12 protein-coding genes are annotated in these 19,749 nt (G+C 53.5%); 2 read left to right on the top strand and 10 right to left on the bottom strand.

From position 1 onward, the window contains the following. Window positions 1-13: 13 nt before the first annotated feature. Complete coding sequence (locus tag GOX61_RS12140; protein ID WP_170334030.1) at window positions 14-769, top strand: isochorismatase family protein; 756 nt, start codon at window positions 14-16, stop codon at window positions 767-769. A gap of 34 nt (window positions 770-803) precedes the next feature. On the opposite strand, the gene GOX61_RS12145 is transcribed toward GOX61_RS12140, so the two are convergent. The 10 genes from GOX61_RS12145 to GOX61_RS12200 all read right to left on the bottom strand — a co-directional run bounded on the left by GOX61_RS12145 (window position 804) and on the right by GOX61_RS12200 (window position 18,456). Next, on the bottom strand, window positions 804-3,923 hold the full coding sequence (locus tag GOX61_RS12145) for an efflux RND transporter permease subunit (RefSeq protein ID WP_170334032.1): 3,120 nt from the start codon (window positions 3,921-3,923) through the stop codon (window positions 804-806). Next, window positions 3,924-5,060 (bottom strand): efflux RND transporter periplasmic adaptor subunit, encoded by a 1,137-nt coding sequence (locus GOX61_RS12150; protein ID WP_254436849.1) that lies wholly within the window; start codon window positions 5,058-5,060, stop codon window positions 3,924-3,926. A gap of 759 nt (window positions 5,061-5,819) precedes the next feature. After that, entirely contained in the window at window positions 5,820-6,311 is a 492-nt protein-coding gene (locus tag GOX61_RS12155; RefSeq protein ID WP_170334036.1) for a hypothetical protein, read from the bottom strand. Between the two features lie 145 nt (window positions 6,312-6,456). Further along, the gene (locus tag GOX61_RS12160; RefSeq protein WP_170334038.1) at window positions 6,457-6,684 is read right to left on the bottom strand and encodes a DUF7660 family protein; all 228 of its coding nucleotides are present in this window, start codon (window positions 6,682-6,684) and stop codon (window positions 6,457-6,459) included. 144 nt (window positions 6,685-6,828) lie between these two features. Then, window positions 6,829-7,272 (bottom strand): SMI1/KNR4 family protein, encoded by a 444-nt coding sequence (locus GOX61_RS12165; protein ID WP_170334040.1) that lies wholly within the window; start codon window positions 7,270-7,272, stop codon window positions 6,829-6,831. A gap of 123 nt (window positions 7,273-7,395) precedes the next feature. Beyond that, complete coding sequence (locus GOX61_RS12170; protein ID WP_170334042.1) at window positions 7,396-7,653, bottom strand: hypothetical protein; 258 nt, start codon at window positions 7,651-7,653, stop codon at window positions 7,396-7,398. Continuing rightward, window positions 7,650-14,942, bottom strand: coding sequence for a two-partner secretion domain-containing protein (locus tag GOX61_RS12180; protein ID WP_217353849.1), 7,293 nt, complete (start codon window positions 14,940-14,942; stop codon window positions 7,650-7,652). The genes GOX61_RS12170 and GOX61_RS12180 overlap by 4 nt, the downstream gene beginning before the upstream one ends. Window positions 14,943-14,984: 42 nt before the next feature. Continuing rightward, entirely contained in the window at window positions 14,985-16,709 is a 1,725-nt protein-coding gene (locus GOX61_RS12190) for a ShlB/FhaC/HecB family hemolysin secretion/activation protein (protein WP_170334044.1), read from the bottom strand. Then, the gene (locus tag GOX61_RS12195) at window positions 16,709-17,230 is read right to left on the bottom strand and encodes an invasion associated locus B family protein (protein ID WP_170334046.1); all 522 of its coding nucleotides are present in this window, start codon (window positions 17,228-17,230) and stop codon (window positions 16,709-16,711) included. Before GOX61_RS12195 ends, GOX61_RS12190 begins: the two co-directional genes overlap by 1 nt. 413 nt (window positions 17,231-17,643) lie before the next feature. After that, complete coding sequence (locus GOX61_RS12200) at window positions 17,644-18,456, bottom strand: tetratricopeptide repeat protein (protein ID WP_170334047.1); 813 nt, start codon at window positions 18,454-18,456, stop codon at window positions 17,644-17,646. A gap of 792 nt (window positions 18,457-19,248) precedes the next feature. Here GOX61_RS12200 and GOX61_RS12205 point away from each other — a divergent pair. After that, the gene (locus GOX61_RS12205) at window positions 19,249-19,551 is read left to right on the top strand and encodes an SH3 domain-containing protein (protein WP_170334049.1); all 303 of its coding nucleotides are present in this window, start codon (window positions 19,249-19,251) and stop codon (window positions 19,549-19,551) included. Window positions 19,552-19,749 lie beyond the last annotated feature (198 nt).

Consider the following 19,749-nt stretch of genomic DNA (forward strand, 5'->3'; position numbering starts at 1 on the left):
CCAAACACCAATTATGATCACTCCCCTAAAACCGATCACCGCGGTCTTGAGCCTGACCATTGCCGCCACAGCGCTGCCGGTATGGGTGGAAACCCCGATGATCAAAACAGTGGATGGAATAGCTAGCTATCCGGAAGGCTATCAGGGCACACCGATCCGTGCCGCCGACGAAGACCCGTTTCTGTCGCCTACCAACTCGGCGCTGATCCTCATCGACTACCAGCCACCAATTTTGGCTGGGGTGAAGAACATCGACCATGAAGAGCTGATCAACAACACCACGGGACTGATCAAAACCGCCGTGATTTATGATATTCCGATCATCTTCAGCCATGTCGCCGTAGGCCTGAACGGTTATGATCCGATGATCGAAGAACTGAGCGAAATGGCCCCAAACGCAGTATTTGTTGACCGGACCAACGTGAACGCCTGGGAAGAGCCAGAGTTTGTAGCTGCGGTTGAAGCAACGGGCCGAAAGAAGCTGATCATGGGCGGTCTGTGGACGGATGTCTGTCTGGCCTATCCCGCGATTGAGGCCGAACTTGCCGGATATGATGTCTATGTGCCGGAGGACACTGTAGGCTCAATCACTCAGCTCAGCCACGAGAACGGAATGCGCCGCATGATCGAGGCAGGGGTCGAACCGATCACATGGAACGTGGTCCCGGCAGAGTTGCAACGCGACCATGCGCGTGCTGACAAGTTGCAGGCAGTTACCCGCGTGTTCATGGAACATCTGTTCAAAGTCGATCCGGATTCAACCTGGTAAACCCAACGCCGGTCAGAGGCTTCGCTCAGGGGCCTCAACCGGTGATCGTAGAATTTTTTGTTAGACGCTCTCGCAGCCGCTCGATGACCACGTACAATACCGGAACAAGCACGAGGCTAAGGATTGTAGCGACAATCATCCCGCCAAAGACAGCCGTTCCAAGAGACCTGCGCGCCGCAGACCCGGCACCGCTGGCAATTACCAGTGGCACAACGCCCAGAATGAAAGCGAACGCAGTCATCAACAATGGCCGAATTCGGATACGCGCTGCCTCCATTGCCGACTCCTCGATCGAAAGCCCCTCCTGGCGTCGACGTCGTGCGAACTCGACAATCAGGATGGCTCCCTTGCTTGCGAGACCTATCAACATGACCAACCCAATCTGGCAATAGATATTGTTGTCATAGCCGCGGAACCACTGCGCGACGAGGGCACCGAATATCGCGAGTGGAACCGCCAACAATACCATAAAGGGCATGACGAAACTCTCGTACTGGGCGGCCAGAAACAGGAAGGCAAAGACAACCGCCAACGCGAAGAGGATCGGAGCCACATTCCCTGCCTTGATTTCCTGATACGCATTGCCAGTCCACTCATAGGTATAACCGCGTGGAAGCGTTTGCTTCGCCAAGGTATCCATGGCCGCGATAGCCTGACTGGAACTGTGCCCTGCTCCTGCGGCACCATTGATGCTGGTCGAGCGGAACAAGTTATAGTGGTTGATCGTGCGCGCGCCGATCTGAGGCTGAAGCTTCACCAAAGCACTTAGTGGAACCATACTACCTTGGTCGTTGCGCACATAAAGTCGGCCAATATCTTCTTCGGCTTGCCGTGCATCGACGTCGGCCTGCAGATAGACCTTGTACACTCTGCCGTAGATGTTGAAATCGTTGACGTACACGCCTCCTAAAAATGTCTGCAATGCATCAAAAACATCACCAATCGAAATTCCCTCGGTCAGTGCTTTGGTACGATCAAGTTCGATATGGAGTTGCGGCGTGCTCGCCGAAAACGGGCTGAACAGGCCAAACAACTCAGGTCGGGCATTTCCAGAAGAAACCATTTCCCGGGTCACCTGCTCCAGATCCTGAAGCGAGCCACCACTTGTATCCTGCAGTTCGAACTGGAAACCCCCGGTTGGCGAAAGGCCGAAGATGGGGGGAGGGTTCAGTGTTGTAAGAATTCCACCCGGAAGTTCGTCGAACTTGGCCTGCGCTTTGGCCATGATCTCAGTGACGCTTTCACCGGAACCCTTTCTCTTGTCCCAGGGTTCGAGAATTGCGAACAGGTTACCCTGATTGGGGGCAGACGTGTTGGTCAAAATGCTGAAGCCGGTGAAAGTAATGACGCCCTTGACGCCCGGAAGATCATGCAGAATTTCGTAAGCCTCATCGACAACCTTCTGTGTCTGACCCAGCGCTGTGCCCTCCGGTGCTTCAAGGCTGATGATGAAATAGCCCTGATCTTCGTTTGGGATAAAACCCGCGGGCACAACGGTGAACATAAAAACAGTTCCCGCCAATAAAGCCGCGAACCCCAGTGCGACTGGTTGCCAAACCCGGATGAACCAGCCAACTACCGCCTCGTAACGACGCGTGAACCAAGCAAAACCAGTATCGAATTTCTGGATTATCTTGGCTTTCGGTCGCGCACCGCCCAATAGTAACCCACACAGTGCTGGGCTGAGTGTCAGGGCGTTAATTGCTGAAATCGCAACAGCCGATGCAATCGTAAGGGCGAATTGCTGGTACAGTTTTCCTGTCAGGCCGGGCATCAAAGCAACAGGTATAAAAACCGCCATGAGAACCAGTGAAGTGGCCACAATCGGGCTGGTGACTTCGTCCATTGCGCGGCGCGCTGCTACCTTTGGATCTGTTTCACCGTTCTCAATGTGCCTAGATACATTCTCGACCACGACAATTGCGTCATCGACAACCAGACCAACCGCCAGCACCAGACCAAACAGCGTCAGCAGATTGATGGAAAAGCCCAAGGCCAGCATCAAAGCGAAAGTACCGATCAGACAGACCGGAATCGTAATTACCGGAATAAGTGCCGCCCGCAGATTGGGTAGAAAAACAACGATGACAAAAACAACCAGCAGGATCGCCTGTCCAAGCGTAAAAAGAACATCACGAATAGCTTCGCGATCAAAATTCGTCGTGTCGTAGATAACCGTGTATTCAAGGCCCTCGGGGAAATCCTGTGACAGCTCCGCCATGGTTTCGCGAACCTGCGATGCCAGCTGTAGTGCATTAGCTCCCGGCAGTTGCATAACGCCAAGACCCACTGTCGGACTGCTGTCGAGAGTTGAACTGAACGAATAGTCTTCGGCACCCAGTTCCACGCGTGCGATATCCTTGAGCCTTATGACGGAACTATCATCGCCAATGCCCAAAACTATCTTTTCAAACTCTTCCTTGCTTTGCAGCCTGCCCTTTGCCGTCAGTGTCAGCTGGAATTTCTGAGTTGCACCATTCGGTGGCGCACCCAATGCACCGGCAGCGACCTGCTGATTTTGCTCTGTGATCGCGTCATAAACGTCAGACGTGGTCAGGCCGAGGCTCGCCATTTTTTCAGGATCGAGCCAGATCCGCATTGCATAGACCCGTTCACCCCAAACCATAACCGTACCAACTCCGGGGATACGCTTGAGGCGATCTGTGATGTGGATGTCTGCGTAATTGGAAATGAACAGTTCGTCGAACTCGCCGTTTGGCGAAATAAGGTTGACCCCCATAGTCAGGTCAACCGACTCCTTTGTGACGGTCACGCCAGAAGCGACGACCTCGTCCGGGAGTTGCGCCATTGCCGTGGATACTCTGTTCTGAGTGTCCACGGCAGCGATACTGAGATCGTAACCTTCCTCGAAAGTGACCGTTATGTTTGAAGTGCCATCGTTGGAGCTGGTGGAGGCCATGTAAACCATACCCTCGACACCGTTGATCTGTTCCTCAAGGGGAATGGTCACTGCCTCTTCGACCACTTCGGCGCTACCGCCTGTATACGTGGCGCTGACAACAACCGTCGGGGGCACCACTTCCGGGAACTCACCGACGGGAAGCAGAGGGATCGAAATCAGCCCGGCGATTACAATTACCAGCGCGATTACCGAAGCGAAAACGGGTCTGAAGATGAAGAACCGGCTCAGCATTCAGCCATCAGCCTTGTCAGCATCCGAACCAGCGGATGGTTTTTTGACGTCGACCGCCATGCCAGAGCGGACGCGTTGTTGGCCCTGCACGATCACCTCTTCGCCGTCCTTCAGGCCCGTCATAACTATGCGGCGACCCTCATAGTTACGCCCAACAGTTACCCGACGCGTTTCGGCTTTGTCATTCTTGTCGACGACGAATACAAAGAAACCGGCTTGATCCTGAGAAATGGCCTCAGAAGGTACAGTTATCTGGCCGGACTGCTCTGCTAGCTGGATATCCACTTTGGCGTATTGACCGGGGCGGAGCGTTTTTTCGGGATTGGGAAATACGGCGCGTACAGCGATCGTACCGGTCGTTGGATCAACGCCCGGATCGGAAAAGTCGAGTGAACCCGCGTGCGGGTGAACGCTGCCGTCAATCAGCGTCACCTCAACCTTCAGATCCGGATTTGCCGATCTGTATTTTTCCAGTTCCAGAAATTGCGTTTCGCTCGGGCTTACATAGACGAAAAGCGGATCCATCTGGACCAGTTCAGTCAAGACGGTATCGTTCGCCGAAACGATATTGCCAACATCCTGATAAACCCGTCCGATACGTCCACTAATGGGGGCGGATACAGTAGCGTAGTCGAGGTTGACCTGAGCCGAGTCCACCGCGCCCTGGCTGCTGTCGAGGTCACCCTTGGCTTGGGCTGCGTTGGTGGTCGACTGGTCCAATTGCTCTTCGGCTACAGTCCCGTCACTTGCCAGAGCGGAAAAACGCTCCTTCTCCCGGGTTGCAAAATCAAAGCCAGCCTGGTTTTTGTCTCGTTCGCCCATGACCCGTTTTAGCTCAGTGGCATAAGGACGCTGGTCGATAACAAACAGAGTGTCGCCTTTCACGATATCTGTGCCCTCTTTGAACGGTCGAGATTCAACATGACCATCGACCCGGGATCGGACGAACACTGTGTTTGGTGACTCAGTACGCCCGGTCAGTTCAAGAAAAAGTGGCACCTCTTCCGTTGTTGCTTGGGCGACAACAACTTTCGGGGCTGTGGCTTTTGTTTCATCCGGCTCATTCTCGTAGCAACCGACAATGAGGAACAGAGGGCACAATGACAAAAGATGGCGTACCCTCCAACATTTTCCCATTTTCTCTTGCCCAATGCGCACTCGCCCCTCCCAAAAACCAATACCCTGACTAACAGATAACTTAATTTGTCAATTTTATCACCAACAACAGTTTCTTGTGCGCCCGCGATTTCTAGTGAAGATTGCCAGCGTAAGATTTTCAGCGAATGGGCCTGGGGTTTGGCGGGGAGAGTATCGCCTCTGGTCAGTGTCGTTTTGATTGAGCCCGCAGGATCTTTGTTCAGGTTAAAACTCGTGAACAATGCCGCGTCACCGCAAATCCCCCACCATCGTTCGTCGTATAGTCTCTAAGCCACACGACACACCCAAGCAGATTTAAGGCTTGCCCAAAAGTGATCCAACGCGATGCTTTGAGAGAAAGAGCGGGAACGACGCAGCGCAAGCCAGAAGAAATTCTCGCAGAACTGCGACAAGTTGAACGATTAGGAACTGCAGCCATGACTTTCGCTGCCCAAGTATCTCTGAAACACGACAATCTTCCCAGAAATTTGGTATTGGACGACGCTACTCACTTCTCTTGTTGGTCATTTGACATGCGTCAACCATTTGGCGGAACGTCATCAAACAGAGCTGAACGTACGCCTTCTTGCATTTCAGCTGTACAACTATTGGTAAAAACGCCCACCTGAGAGCGCAGCTTCCAGCACTCAGCGTGTACTAGAGATACCTCTGCAGGCAAACGTTCACGAACGCATTGTGAAGAACGCCCTATGAGCTTCCAAAAACTGTCTCCAAACCACATGTATCCTGCAGCAACTTCTACATAATTTTGGCAGAGCCGGTAGCGCCAGGATTTTGGCTGGTATCTACAATCTGTTGCTCAAGTGGGAATGGCAAACCGTTGGATTTCATGGGCAAGCCCTCCATCGACAGGCCGAGCGCCTTAAAGTCAAGCGGATCACAAATATTCTGATAGTACTGATAGTCTTCATCAACTAAATGCGCCTGCGTGAAATTTAGACTGTCCGCTAGTGTTGCTGAGATTAATTCATCGCAAAACTCAGGGTTTAAAACAGCCAAGTTAGACTTGATGAACACGTGATCGTAATTTTGACCGGCGTTTTGTCCATAGCTGAAGCTGAACCCGTCTCCCAACACTTCAAATGATGGAACATGAGCACCGTCAAGAATCTCCTCGATTTTGGATGCCCTTATAGAAGTCCGATTGATGTCAGCCGATCCAAATGAGACCGATGTTTCATCTGGAATACCTGTGTAGTGAAACTGAGACCATATTGCTGAAACATCCAACTGCTTCCAGCGTCCAATAATCCACAGCGTCCGTACAAATCTACTAGAGTTCACAGATCTTCACCGAGAAACATCAAGAAACTACAAATCTGATCGCTCGTACCTGAAGTAGATCGATCTCGCCGGAAACTGGAGACGGGATGATCTATTCATAGACTGACGCCGCCTGCAAAAGCTTATATAAATCCGACCAAGTGATGTAATCATCGCTTGGCTTATCAAACCAGTTATTGTTGCCCTCGACGTCCCTCAGCCAAGCCTGCATCGCTTCAACGAATCTACGTGTGTCGGTATTCTCAGCCGGAAAACTCTCGCCGTCCAACAAGAACGAAAGTGCATCAGCGAAGTCCGCGCTAGATTTGATGTCATTCATATTCTTAGTGTCCCCTGACCACGATGTCTTGCCCCCCGTTTGGCGTAGTGAACTTGAAGGTATCATGCTTAATTTCTGCCGCCGTCGCTGGTCTTGACGGTTTAGTTCGGTTAGCAGCCCGCCTTTTCATCAGGGTAGGGGAAATCAAAAAGTTAGTTCACCATTAGAAATACTTAGTGCAAACTCAAACAAGTCAGATGATACTACCTGCTCGATGCCTGGACCTATCGCAATGATCCTCGTTTTAGGCCCCGCATTTGTGTCCAGATAGAAATAAACTCCCGTGCCATCATCCGCGATAGGAACGTAAGCAGGGACTTCACTGCCGGCTTGCCGCCACTCCTTAAGCTGCCGAGAAACCTTAACAACGTCTTGCCAGAGCGGCATCTCGCTATCATTAACATTTGGCAGACCATAGATTTCGACACCATCAAGTACTACGGCACCGTATTCTGACAAAAATTCGCGATACTGAACTGGAAAAACAACCATAAGTTCAGCTTCCGCATCATAGATTTTTTGGTCTGAACATGGACCGGCAACTTCTCCAGCTGCACACATCTGATCAAACTCTGTTTTGACATCCATTGTCGTACACTCTCACTCAGTTATTTGCCCTGATTTAACAAAATCTTGATATCGTTCTTGCCAATAGGATTTTGAGAAGGCAGCGGATGACTTCCATCTGAGTATTTCTTCCGTGTATCAAACTCATGATTTGTTGAACATTTCGTACACCCACCGCGCCAATTCGGCGGAAGATCGAGTTTCCTTGCGAAAGCATTCTTCGCCACGTTCTCTTGCAACGATTGCCATCTTTCCGTCTTCCAAAATCTCGATGTATGGCGACCCAAATTCTTCCACTTCAGTGCTCAGAGGAAAGCTCTCATATGGGTTCCCTTTCTTCTGCGCGTATTGAAAGAAACAATCAGTAATTTCTCGCAGGCTCATGTTGATCAACTCCGTCATTTTAGTTGCCTGATGAAACCTTGTTTTACCAACTCATCAATGCTCATCGGCAACTGATACTGTGTCCCTCCACCGGTTTTACCAAACCAAGGTGCAGCACTGCCAGAGTTCACCTGTGGAATTGGCTTTAACACTTCATATTGTCGATATGGCGAGTTTTTACTCGAATCCGGTAAAGAGCGTTGGTCAAAGGGTACATCTCTAGGTGCTACAAAGGCTCCTCGATCGGTGAAGTTACCTTTTTCATCAAACCGTCCACCATAGCGGTCGAATGTTTGACCTGGTTGAAGTTCTCTAATTGTTGGCGGCCCTTCGAAACCATAATTTGGTGGCCAATCAATTTCACCGTTTGACTTCACCCAGCGTGTGTCAACACCTAATTTCTCAGCACTTGCTATCTGTGCAGCAGTAGGGTTTGCGACAGGTGCCCTATTTGGTGCACTACCTTCTACCTTGATCCCGGTGCCCTGAAGGTTTGGTCCAGGAGAACACGATGTAATGTTGCCAGAGGCGCATTCAATCACGTCAGAAACACCTAGTGCAACGCAGGTTCGAGGAGTAGCGGCACAAACAGAGGGTCCGAGCGCCACAGCACCGGTTACCACCGCTAGGAACTGCTTCGTCGCCTCGACTGTTTCGACATCGTTTAGGTAGCCGGCGTAAGCCTCAGTGTAGGCTTCGGCGCAAGCACCATCGGACACGCCTCCGCAGCGGGTTTCCTGGTAGTCCTCATAGCCGTTCAGGAAATCGATGTTCTGATCGAGTTGCTGCTGCGCAGGGCCAGATACAAACAACGCACCCGAAACACTCAGAAGTTGTGCTGCATATGGGCTCTCCGAAGACAACGCAGCTATCGCTTCATCATAGCTTACGGCTTCTGCCAAAAAGCTATCTATGCATTCGTTGGTGAAGCACGTATTTGCAAGCTCGCGGTCATTCTGAAGACCAACATTGGCAAAATGAACTGCAATATCGCGTTGATCCGCCTTTGAGCATCCACCGTCCTGCGCATGGCACGCTTCGAGAGCGGCTTGCATATTCGCCAGATCTGTATGTTTCAGATAGTTGTTGAGGACAGCAGATTGGCCAACGAATGATCCTGTACTGACGTTATCCGCTTCTCCACCTGAAACCAGATATCCGGCAACGGCTCCAACGACAGAAGCCAATCGATTTTGCTCTTCAATGCTGAGAGAACTATTCCCGGCGATACCGGAATAGATACTGGCCGCAATTCCGCCTGCCGCTCCTGATTTACAGTCCGCACCGGACGCTTCGGCTGCGGCACATCCTGCCAAAGCATGCAACAACATATGGCCGGCCGAGCCTTCCCCACCGTTGATGGGGATACCGTCCTCGTCGGTGAACAACCCACCGATTTCAAACTGGGCATCCGCCAAAGCGAGGTTGGTAACGGTTTGGACAAGGCTTGCTGAGAACCCTTCTGCAAAATCGGTTCCATAGACGGTCGAGCTCAGACCGGAAGAAATCGCGCCATCCAAGGCGCCCTCCAGAATGCCACCAATGGTCAATTGAGCAACGTCACCATTTCCGAACCCATTGATCAATGCATCATTCAGGGGGCTGTTTTCGGGGATATTCAGGTTGATGCCTGATGTGAGTCCCGCTGACACGCCTGAGAACGCAGCTGCTTCCAGAATCGCCCCCAGATCGAGATCTCCGGCAACAACGCCATCCAGCGTTTCGACGAGCGCCGTTGAAGTGAAGGCGGTCGCTCCGTTGTAGAGACCTGTCGTTAGCGCCGTGGCGCCCTCTGCTGCTGCGGCAGTTGTAAGCTCTGGAAGCAAATTCCCCACGAGATTGGGCGCGACATAGGCAGCGACCGCAATCGCAACGAGCGCCTTGAACGCGGGCGAGAGCTGAGTTTTTTCTTCATAGAAATACTCATCCGCCAGTTCCTGACTAATCAGTTCCAGACCGTCGATGGCCAGAAGTTCCTCAGGATAGAGATCTTGCGGGTTTGGTGCATCAACACCTGCGTTTTGATACACTACCAACTCAGCATCACCGCCGATGTCAAAACTCATGCCTTGTCCGGCAAGCAATTCGGTCAGAACGGCCGTTTCCGTAAAGCTGGTCTCGGTGATCGTGGTCATGGTGACCAGACCCATGTCGGTCTCGAAGAACTCGGAACGGTGACTGTCGATAGCAGCCTGAACCGAGAAATCACCCCCGGTTTTGATGTTCAGGTTCTGGCCAGCTGACAGCGTTGCACCGACCAAAGTGGTGTCTGAGCCGGACACGATGCTGAGATCGAGCGCTGCCAAAGCATCTGTGCCGGTGTTGATGTGGTCAACCGTATGCAGCTGGCTGGATTTGCTCAGCAATCCGCCAAGGTAACTCTTCTCTTTGGTATGCGTCTCTTCAAACACATCGGTGTAGGTTCCGACGAGGATGTTGCCCTCAGTCGCAGTGAGGTTGATATCACCTGAGGCGCTGGCGAGTTCTGTACCAGCAGTGGTCAGGTCACCTGTCTCGGCGACAATATCGATATCACCACCTGCTGTGATTCCGACACCACGGTTGGTGACGGCAAGTGTAGATCGCGTCTCCTTCTTCTTCGACAGGAACCCTCTGCTGGTTTTGCGGGTTTCCGATTTAGCTATGTCCTGCGCGGCAGCCAGAACTACATCGCCAGCCGCTGCCAGATGTGCCTTTCCGCCCGCATCAATCTGTGTACCGATCAGTACCGCGTCCCCGCCCGCATTGGCGATGAAGTCTCCACCTGTAGACAGTTGCGTAACCTGGGCGGTCAGGGTCAGTCGATCCGTCCCGTTCTTCGCATCGCCCTCACTGTATTGCACGCCGGATTGCTCGGTGAGCAGGTAGAGGCTGCCACCCGCAGTCAGCCGCGTGTCCCCCGTGACCTGGGCCTGGACACCGGCCAGTGTCATGTCAGCAGAGGAGATGATCGACAGGTCACCACCCACGTCAAAGCGCGAGGCAAGATTCTCAGTGATCTTGGTGACACTTGTGTTGGTGTAGTATTCTTCTGTTTGCGCCAGGCCTGCGATGACGACGTTTCCGGCGGCAAATATAGAGGTGTCCGAAGTCGATCTGATCACCAGCGCTTTACCGGAGAAATCTCCGCCTGTGATGATATTGACCAGGTCTCCACCAAGTTCAGTGTCTTCAAAATCAATGTTACCGAACGACGTCAGGGACAGGGAGCCGCCTTCTGCAATCAGCGACCCACCAGAACCCGTGATGCTACCAGCCGTAATCTTCAGATCACCACTTTCAGATGCATTAGCTTTATCCAGCGATGCCAACACTCCGCTTTCGGACAAGCCGAACCGGTCGCCGAACCCGACAAATTCTGAGCCGGGTGTTTGGACTGCGTTTTCACCGTCAAAGCTTACGCCGTCGCTTTGATATCCATTCCATTCGGTGGGCCGATTGATGTTTTGGAACAGCTCATTCTGAATCTGCAAACGATCCAGGAAGTAATCAGAGGAAAGCAGGTCCTCATAGGAAACCGGCATGGTTCCGAAATTGGTACGACCTTCACCAATCAAAGCATCCAGGTTTGCAAGCGTCTGAAGCTTGGGCTGAACCGGGTCAAGAGACGGGAGAGTCACCACATCCGGTTGAACCGGTGCCAGCGCTGGCAAGTCCAGAACATCCGGCTGAACTGGTGTCAGGGATGAAGCCGGAACGATCAGATCAGGCAGAGACGCCTGGGTAACGTTGGAGTTTTCCCGCGGAGGAACAACACTAGCAGTTCCGGATCGAATATCTCCGCTCGCCACTACTGACGCGCTGTTGATGTTGACAGCTCCACCAGCCAACACTTGGCCGATCTCCGACGTTGCTCCGTTAGAGGTTTCGCGGGAGATCGGGGAATACGTTACTCTTTCGGTGCGCGTGGTGAAGGCCGCGTCGCTACCACCGCTGCCCTCGTTGATCTCGATGGTCAGGTTTCTTGTGTATGTCGCCGTGTGCGTGACCCTTGTGTCCTGATACCCATTGTTTGCAAAACTAGAGCTTTGAACGTCGATCCCGCCTTCAGCAGAAATCAGACCGGCGTCGTTGCGCACAGTGCCCGCCTGAATGGCGATACCCGCGCCAGACAGGATTTCAGGCTTCGCCCCGGAGGCTGCAACTGAGGTGCCAGTGCTCCACGTGACGCCGCCCTGGTTCGAGTAGACACCATCAAAACTGTAGATTGTGGCGCAACTGCTCGCTCTGTCCGCGCCTCCATTCGATCTGCTGCTCGTGAAACAGCTGCCCAACTCCAGATCCGCTGGATTTGTCGAGACCCTTCGGCTACGTGTTTTGTTGTCTGGGGTTCCTGCAAATATCTCGACGCCCGATTGTGAGGGTTCCGTCACAATACTGTTGAAACGATTGACAAACGTTTCCGCCTCGATGGCCAAGCCACCATCTGCTTCAATACGCCCGGACTGGTTCAGCACCGTACCATCTCGTGCAACCAGTTGCATTGTCTCGCCGGACTTCAACAAACCACCGCGGTTGTTCAGATCAGACCCACTGCGCAGTTGAAGATTACCACTCGCTTTGATCGTACCCCGGTTCTCCAGGTCACCTTCGAGATCGAGCAGAAGATCTCCATCGAACTCAACCCTTTCTGACGCGGCGACGGTAAGCCCACCGGTTTCCAACGTGACCGCAAGACCATCGCCAGCGCGCAACTGATCGAAATGCGAGGCTCTAAGCCCTCCATTCAGCGACCCGGATTGCAGCTCCAGTACCGACTGGCCCACCGCCAGCGCGTCTGCACCCAGGCTGGTCTGTCCGGAGGTTGTAATATTGGTGTTGCGGGCGTTTATCTGCCCTTGAAGATCCAGGTCTCCAGCTGTCACGGAAAGATCGGCCCGTTGACCTGCAATCATGGTGCCATCAATGACCGCCCGATCCGCTGCTGTTACCTGCAAATCTGCAATGGCTGCAATTTGCGAGCTTTCTCCGGTTTGCACACGATCACCAGACAAGGTGACTGACCGCCCACGCGATCTGCCCGAATGCTCCAAAGAGCCATCACGAGCTTCGATGGAAACACTGTCCTGTGCTTCGGCTTGTCCGGCGATCTGAGCCGTGGTCCCGGAGAAAGCAATGGATCCGGCCACAATCTCGGATGCGTCTCCAGTTGTGAGTGAGGCTCCGGCGTTGAGTTCGGCTCGGTTCTGAACCGCAGCACGTCCGTTAAGCGCGACTTGGGTCTGAGCGTCTACATCGAGCGAATCCGCCACCAGTTCGGCGCCATCCTCGATGGTTACCGACGCGCCGGTCGATGTGATTGCAAGCTCTGCCCCCGAGGCGAGTTCGCCATCGAGGAGGATCTGATCAGTTGCCGTCACAGTGAGGCCATCCACCGCAGCAATCTGGGACGTATCGCCAGTCTCAACAGTGTCGCCAATTATCGAGACGTTCTGCCCACGAGACACACCGCTATGCTCAACCGCGCCATCCGTTGCCTCAATCGTCAGCCCATCAACGGCACGAAGTTCACCAGATAGCTGCGCAGTTTCCCCGGTGAGCGCCACGCTGTCGGCCAGCAGCTCTGAATCCGCCCCTGTGGCCAGCTCGGTTCCCGCCGACACAAAAGCTGTCTCATGTGCGGCGGCCTTGCCATCAAAATCAATACGAGTCTGCGCCTCAACATTCAGGGATTCAGCCAGAATCTCGGCATTTGTTTCAACGGCTATCCCGGCTGCTGTGGATTTGAGTGTCAGCCCCTTACCGGCGACTAGCTCTCCGCTGATCTTGGCTTGCTCTGCGGCGGTTACGCTCAAATCACCTACTGCCGCGATCTGCGATCCATCGCTCGTTTGAATGTCGTCACCTGTTATCGTGACAGCTTGCCCGCGAGACGTACCCCTGTGGTCGACGCTCCCGTCTGTCGCTTCAATGGTCAGGTTTTCAAGTGCTTGCACCTGGCCTTCAATCCGAGCGTCACCTCCGGTAAGAGCCGCAGATTCCGCGACCAGTTCTGAGCTGGCACCTGTTCTAAGCTCGGTTCCGGCCGTCAGCGAAGCCGTTTCCAGGGCAGCTGACTTTCCGTCGAATGTCAGCTGTGTCAGCGCATTCACATTAATGGATTGTGCGAAGATTTCCGACGTGCCGTTCATCGCTACGGAAGCACCGGTTGATGTTGCCTCAAACGCCTCGCGCGCAACAATCGCGCCGGAGATGTTTAGCATACCGGCGCTTTCCAGACGAATTGCACCGCCCGCTGCCTGGCCGTTGAAGGTCATGTCTCCGTTGCTGGTTCTGATGTCGATCAGATCTCCGCTCTCGGAAGTGATCGCGCCTTCAAGAAGGATTGGTCCCTGGTTGCGGACCTGAATGCGACTGCCCGCACGAATTTGCGGTGTGTGACCACCAGCAGGAGCACCCAGCGTCAGTTTCCCATCAGCCCGCAGCGCAATATTGGTTGAGGACGCCATGTCCCCGTTCAGACGCACACCCACGCCATTCTCGGTCGCGATCAGACGGATTGCGTTGGCATACATGCCACCAAGAGCGGCGACATCCACGGCCAACGCCGGGGCTGCACCTTCGCCCGCCTGTTCGGTGATCCCGGTCACCGCGCCCGTTGCCGGATCGTAAGACCAGTTATAGTCCACTCTGTTGGCACCAGCGACGACATTGAGTTGATCCGCACGCATCTTGCCGTATATCGCAGCCGCTCGTGCAATCACATCGATGCGGCTGGTGTCGGTCAGGGCGATCCGGTTTTCCGGGTTCAGACCTCCGGCACCGATTGTAACCGTGCCTCGGCGTACATCGAACCCAGTCAGTGCCCCATTACTGCCGAATTGCGGCTTTCCGGTTGTCAGAGTCGCACGGCCCGTGTTGATGAAACCACAGCCGTTGCAGGTGATGCCAAACTCGTTGGCGACCACCACGTCCATGCGCTTTCCGGCCACTTCCAGAATGCCGCCCAGCTGGGTTTGATTTCCGCCAACAACCTCACCGATCCAAAGATTGGCCTCTTGTCCCGGCGCCAGGTTGCCATTGCCTTCTATCACGCCACCCAATTGCGTATTGGTGATCGTCGCCGAGTTGTTCAGGATCAGGTCATTAGCCTGAAAATCGGTGTAGACATCGTGGCTGACGCCCGCACCATTCGGGGTCGAGATGTTGATTACGGTGGTGCCGTTCAGAGACTGGTCGACATGTGGACGCGGACCTGCACCTGGGTTCACAGGTTGGATGTTCTGCGCATGAAGCAGCGCAGGTTGTATCGTAAGCGCCATCGTCAGAATTGAAGAAACGACTTTCTCAAATACACGTCTACGCATGGACAACACTTCCCAAATTACTTTGAACGGCCAGAAATCTCATCAGAATTGCAACCTCAGACTGACATACCCAACGGTCTTGTCGGACTCGAAGGCTGGATTGGTATTGGGTGGGGAATCCTCAGGTCGGCTTAACGCGTGCGCCACCTGCATCTGCAACGTGACCTGACTGTTCATGATGATATCCGCACCCAGACTAACTCCTGCCAGATGGTCCTGTGACCAGCGTCGCAGCGCCGACGGCTTGATATACCCAAGATCGAGGCCAGCATTCATGCGGACCTCAAATCTGGGTGCCTTGTAAGCACCCCATTCGACGGTGTTGCGCAGATAGATACCGGTATCGCCATAGAGGCTATTGTCGTGAAAGCCGCGAACCGTGCTCCAGCCACCGATACCGAACTGCTCAATCCCCGGCAGGATATCGTCCGAATATTGCCCGGCCAGCGTACCCCGATAGGTCAAACCGCTTTTCCCAATCGGAGTAGAGAAATCAGCGCGGAGTTTTACCAGACGGAAATCCTGATCGATGACGCTCCGTTCCGGAATGTCAGCTCCCAGCGCATCGAGTCCGGCCTTTAGGCCTATGTTCCAGAACAGCCGACCCTGTCCGATGGTCTGTTCACCTCTCAGGCCAAGCGACGCAATCGTCAGGCGCTGACGTTGGCTGGTGATCTCGATGCCATTAATCGCGGTTTTAGTTCTGTTCAGCTTCAAATCACCATAGGCGTAAATCTTAGAGGTCTGGTTCCGCATCAATAGCCGTTCGGTCAGAAGGATCAGGTATTGGCTGCGCCCCTCTGTGACAAAGGACTGATTGATGCCCTGGGTGATGAAGCGATAGTCACTGGCTCCAAGATCCGCATTGAACAACCAGTTGCCCACCGGCAGGCCCCAGTTGAGAGAAACAGAATCCGAATACCGCTCACCGCGTTCTTCAAAGGGGGTGGTGGTGATCCCAATCCGCAGCTGGTCATTAAGATTCAATGCATTGTCGAGACCAAAGGTGCTGGTGCCTTTGATCCGGCCGGTGGATTCGAAACCGGAATTGTCAAACTGAAAATCCAGATACCACGGGCGTCGGTCCTGCACATCAACCTGGATGAACGAACCACCAGGCGTCTCTCCGGGCACTAGCTGGAATTGTCCGCTCGCCGACCGGGGTGCATTGATGTTCTCCAGTCCCTGTTCCAAGTCGCGTAAATTCAGAAGGTCACCGCGTGCAGTCGGAAAGGCCGCATTCAGACGCATATCTGCTGGTTTGCCGGTTCCGTAGACATACCCTTCGATCCGGCCCGGCACGATGGTGATCGCAAGCGATCCATCTGCAATGTCCTGTTCCGGCACATAAGCGCGGGTCGTGATGTAACCCAGCTCCTGATAGAATGTGTTGATCAGGTTCAGTGTCTGCGCAATGTCGGCCGCTGTCGCACAGGTGCCAATCAGATCGCGATACCCTTCGGGCTGATGTTTGAAAGCTTCAAAACCTTCGAGGTTAATGCTGCGGATATCGAAACAAGGACCACCGGGAGGTGGGATATAAAACTCCTCCCCAGCGGTTTGATCCTGCACCACATCCTCACGCTCTTCGAATTGCCTGCGGCGACGTTCCTGTTCTTCGGTCTGCTGAGTTTGTTGCTGAAGAATATCATTGTCGATGCGCTGCAAATCACCGGGCGAGACGCCTTGCGCCCAAGTGCTTGTGGCCATCAACAGAATAGCGCTGAATCCAAATGCTGCGGTCACCGAGTGGGATCGCAAACCCATCAGTTGTCCCCCGCAGTGCTGAACCGACTAAAAGCGGCTGTGAACCCGCGCAGAGAAACGGGAAAATCAACGGCCTTGTCGCGGGCGGTCCAAACTCGGGCCTTAACCTCTAGCCCCTTGCGAAAGGCTGACAGAACATCCCCTTCCATCCGAAATCCAGCGTGGCAACCAAATTGGTCGCAGACTTCATACAGGACCTTGAAGGGGCGACGGTTGTCTACATGTAGCTCGATGCCCGGGGCCAGATAGACACCAACTGGAACCGTCATGACTGCATAGCTACGATCCGTGTTTTCATCGTCAGACACACTCATCAAAAAGACAGGCGGGCCATTCTCTTCGGCGGCAACGCTCTGCATCATCTGGCAGACGGCATCCCGTTCCGCCGGCTGGCACAGAACCAGCCAATCTGAAAACACCTCTTCCGTGGGCTGGGGTTCAACCACTTGCGCCAAAGCCGCCGACTGGAAGAGGGCGAGACCGATACTCATGGCCAGCCGGTATAGAGAACCGCTCCTCATGCGCACTCAAACCTGTATGTCATGCGAACGTGTGGCGTGTTCACCGGAAAACTTGCTGTTTGGACCAATTGGCCAATGGCTGGGTTCCATGTTTTTTGTGTGTATGTGGTCTGTTTGTCGAACGGGGCGGAGACAGAGCGGGACGTGATAGTCGCTTGTCCCGCACAAATCTCATTGAATGCGTTCTGGCTGAACTTGTCCTGCTGAGCGGCATGGTTTGCGCGCACTTCTATGGATGCCGTGTAGCCGCCGTCACTCGATCGCGAAACGCCGTAGATTTCTCTGAGCTGCTCAGGAGAAGTCTCTGAGCAACCGCTCAGGACACACAGAAAAGAAAAGATTAGTAAGAAAGGATTTTTCATTACAGCTGAATCAACCTGAACTGACGAGAACTCGAGAACTTGAAAACGCGGCTACTGCGCAACCTGATCCAGTGGCGTAGCTTCCCACTCGCGGGCGAAGCTTTGAGCTGCCTCCAGATCGCCGCGGCTCAGTTGTGCATTCAGGGTATCTCTGAGAGTTCGAGCCTCCTCCATCCCTCGTGCAGCCGCCAGGTTGGCGTACCCATGCGCCTTGATGAGATCCGGGTTCACGCCGTTTCCTGACTGATAAGCTTTGGCCAATTCGAAGAGCCCTAACGGGTTGCCAGCTTCCCCGGTGCGAGAGAAGTTGTCGAAGGCCGTCTCATAACTCTGCGTTACACCCGTGCCATCACGGTAGGCTTGGCCCAGATAGTTGATTGCAGCCACGTGGTTCTGCTCTGCGGCTTCCCGCCAGAATGCCACCGCCATGGCCGCATCCTGTTCCACACCTTGTCCATCTGCGAACAGCAACCCGCAGTTGAATGCGCTGTTGGCATCTCCTGACTCAGCCGCTGTACAAATCAACTCCGCAGCGCGCTGATAATCCTGCAAGACCAATTCGCCATTCAGATACATCAAACCGAGCCGGTTCTGCGCCAACGCACTGCCCTGTTCAGCTGCCGCGCTATAGAGTTCGACAGCGCGGCGCATGTCGCGCTCAGTTCCCAGGCCCATCTCAAACAGGCGCCCGATGAAGAACGCACCATCTGCGTCACCGTCGTCAAAACCAGCCTGAAACTCCTCGACTGCGCCCGAAACATTACCAGCTTCAAGGGCGGCAATGCCCGCAGGAACGTCAGCAAATGCAGCACACGCAATAGATGCGGAAACTACTCCGCCAAAAGCGGTCCTCAAAATACGCATTCCGTAACCTTTTGTTTGCCTTATTATCTTCTGGCTAACAAAGGTCGAAACACACGTTAAGGGGGAAAATCAAATCGAACTTCACTAAAAAGTTACACGTCTTCGGTCTGTGACCGCAATGTGGCGCGACGCTACAAGAGGAGCCCTGAGCGGTCGTTTTGTCGCCACATTTTTACACACGAAAACAAAATGTCTGAGCTTTTAACGATTCCGAACTTACCCGGAACACAGTTGATCCGGCTTTAGGGTTCTAAAACGACGAATCAGTTTGTCTGAAAACTGTATCGGCGGGATGGTGCGGCTACCTTCAGACAGATACACGACGGAAGTTTTCGCCCAAGCTTTTTAGCAAAACATGAGCGTCGCGGAACAATTGCGACGCCTATCGCAGCGAGAATGGCTCAGCCGCAGGAGAGTGTCTTCGAGGTAGGATACACCAATTCAAGAATCCATCCCGTCAGATTTCACTTATCTCCCCACATCTCGTCCAAATAAGCCTATAAGTCGAAGTCAGAATCGACGTTGCCGAGTTCGTCAGCCCGCTGCAAAACGGTTTCAAATCTGTCCAATACCTGAAACGCGGTCCGGTGTTGCAGCAACCTTCGGGCAAGGATCAATTCCAGCTCGTTTTTTGAACGTTGAGTGGAAAAAGAGCTCACACCTTACCTCTGGCACAACTGAGAAATTTTCTTCAGTGGAAGTACAAGAAGGATGCATTTTTGTTGTCAGGTAGTTCCGCTTGATGCTCTGAGTCATTACAATAGCGCTCGAGGCAACAGGCAGGTTAACGTGATGCGCAAAGCAATCTTATTACCCTTGGCAGCATTTTTCCTTGGCGTCATTGTACAAGCTGAAACTGCAGCGGCAGCTTCTCTCGGACAATACGAGGTTTTTGGCGTTGAAGATGGTGACATGCTGAAACTGCGGGCGGGACCCGGAATAGGTTTCAATGTGATCGTGGGTCTTCCAAATGGAACAGCTTTACGAGTCCACAGTTGCGAACAGACCGGCGGCACGCGTTGGTGCCGTGTGTCCTTGCAACGCGCACGTGGACTAAAGGGATATGTCTCCTGGGCATATTTGCGAAAAATCTGATTCAAAGGCTGTTAGCTCTGTCGTTTTGACGACACCCTTAAATACCCATCGGAAACTTCCTTTCGGTTCTATTGAGCGTTTCATAAAGAGAGTTCATCAGGCACATGGGCACGAACAGCCCTAGCCGGACCTTCGCTGCCACCTGAAATTGCGCTTTTGCAGCATGTCTCAAAAGGCCGAATGCACTGGTCGAGTAGG

Source organism: Ruegeria arenilitoris, assembly GCF_013030265.1.
Lineage (GTDB): Bacteria > Pseudomonadota > Alphaproteobacteria > Rhodobacterales > Rhodobacteraceae > Ruegeria > Ruegeria arenilitoris_E.

Coding starts and splice junctions, on each gene's coding strand:
- GOX61_RS12140 (WP_170334030.1), top strand. CDS start 14: ATGATCACTCCCCTAAAACCGATCACCGCGGTCTTGAGCCTGACCATT.
- GOX61_RS12145 (WP_170334032.1), bottom strand. CDS start 3,923: ATGCTGAGCCGGTTCTTCATCTTCAGACCCGTTTTCGCTTCGGTAATC.
- GOX61_RS12150 (WP_254436849.1), bottom strand. CDS start 5,060: ATGGGAAAATGTTGGAGGGTACGCCATCTTTTGTCATTGTGCCCTCTG.
- GOX61_RS12160 (WP_170334038.1), bottom strand. CDS start 6,684: ATGAATGACATCAAATCTAGCGCGGACTTCGCTGATGCACTTTCGTTC.
- GOX61_RS12165 (WP_170334040.1), bottom strand. CDS start 7,272: ATGGATGTCAAAACAGAGTTTGATCAGATGTGTGCAGCTGGAGAAGTT.
- GOX61_RS12170 (WP_170334042.1), bottom strand. CDS start 7,653: ATGACGGAGTTGATCAACATGAGCCTGCGAGAAATTACTGATTGTTTC.
- GOX61_RS12180 (WP_217353849.1), bottom strand. CDS start 14,942: ATGCGTAGACGTGTATTTGAGAAAGTCGTTTCTTCAATTCTGACGATG.
- GOX61_RS12190 (WP_170334044.1), bottom strand. CDS start 16,709: ATGGGTTTGCGATCCCACTCGGTGACCGCAGCATTTGGATTCAGCGCT.
- GOX61_RS12195 (WP_170334046.1), bottom strand. CDS start 17,230: ATGAGGAGCGGTTCTCTATACCGGCTGGCCATGAGTATCGGTCTCGCC.
- GOX61_RS12200 (WP_170334047.1), bottom strand. CDS start 18,456: ATGCGTATTTTGAGGACCGCTTTTGGCGGAGTAGTTTCCGCATCTATT.
- GOX61_RS12205 (WP_170334049.1), top strand. CDS start 19,249: ATGCGCAAAGCAATCTTATTACCCTTGGCAGCATTTTTCCTTGGCGTC.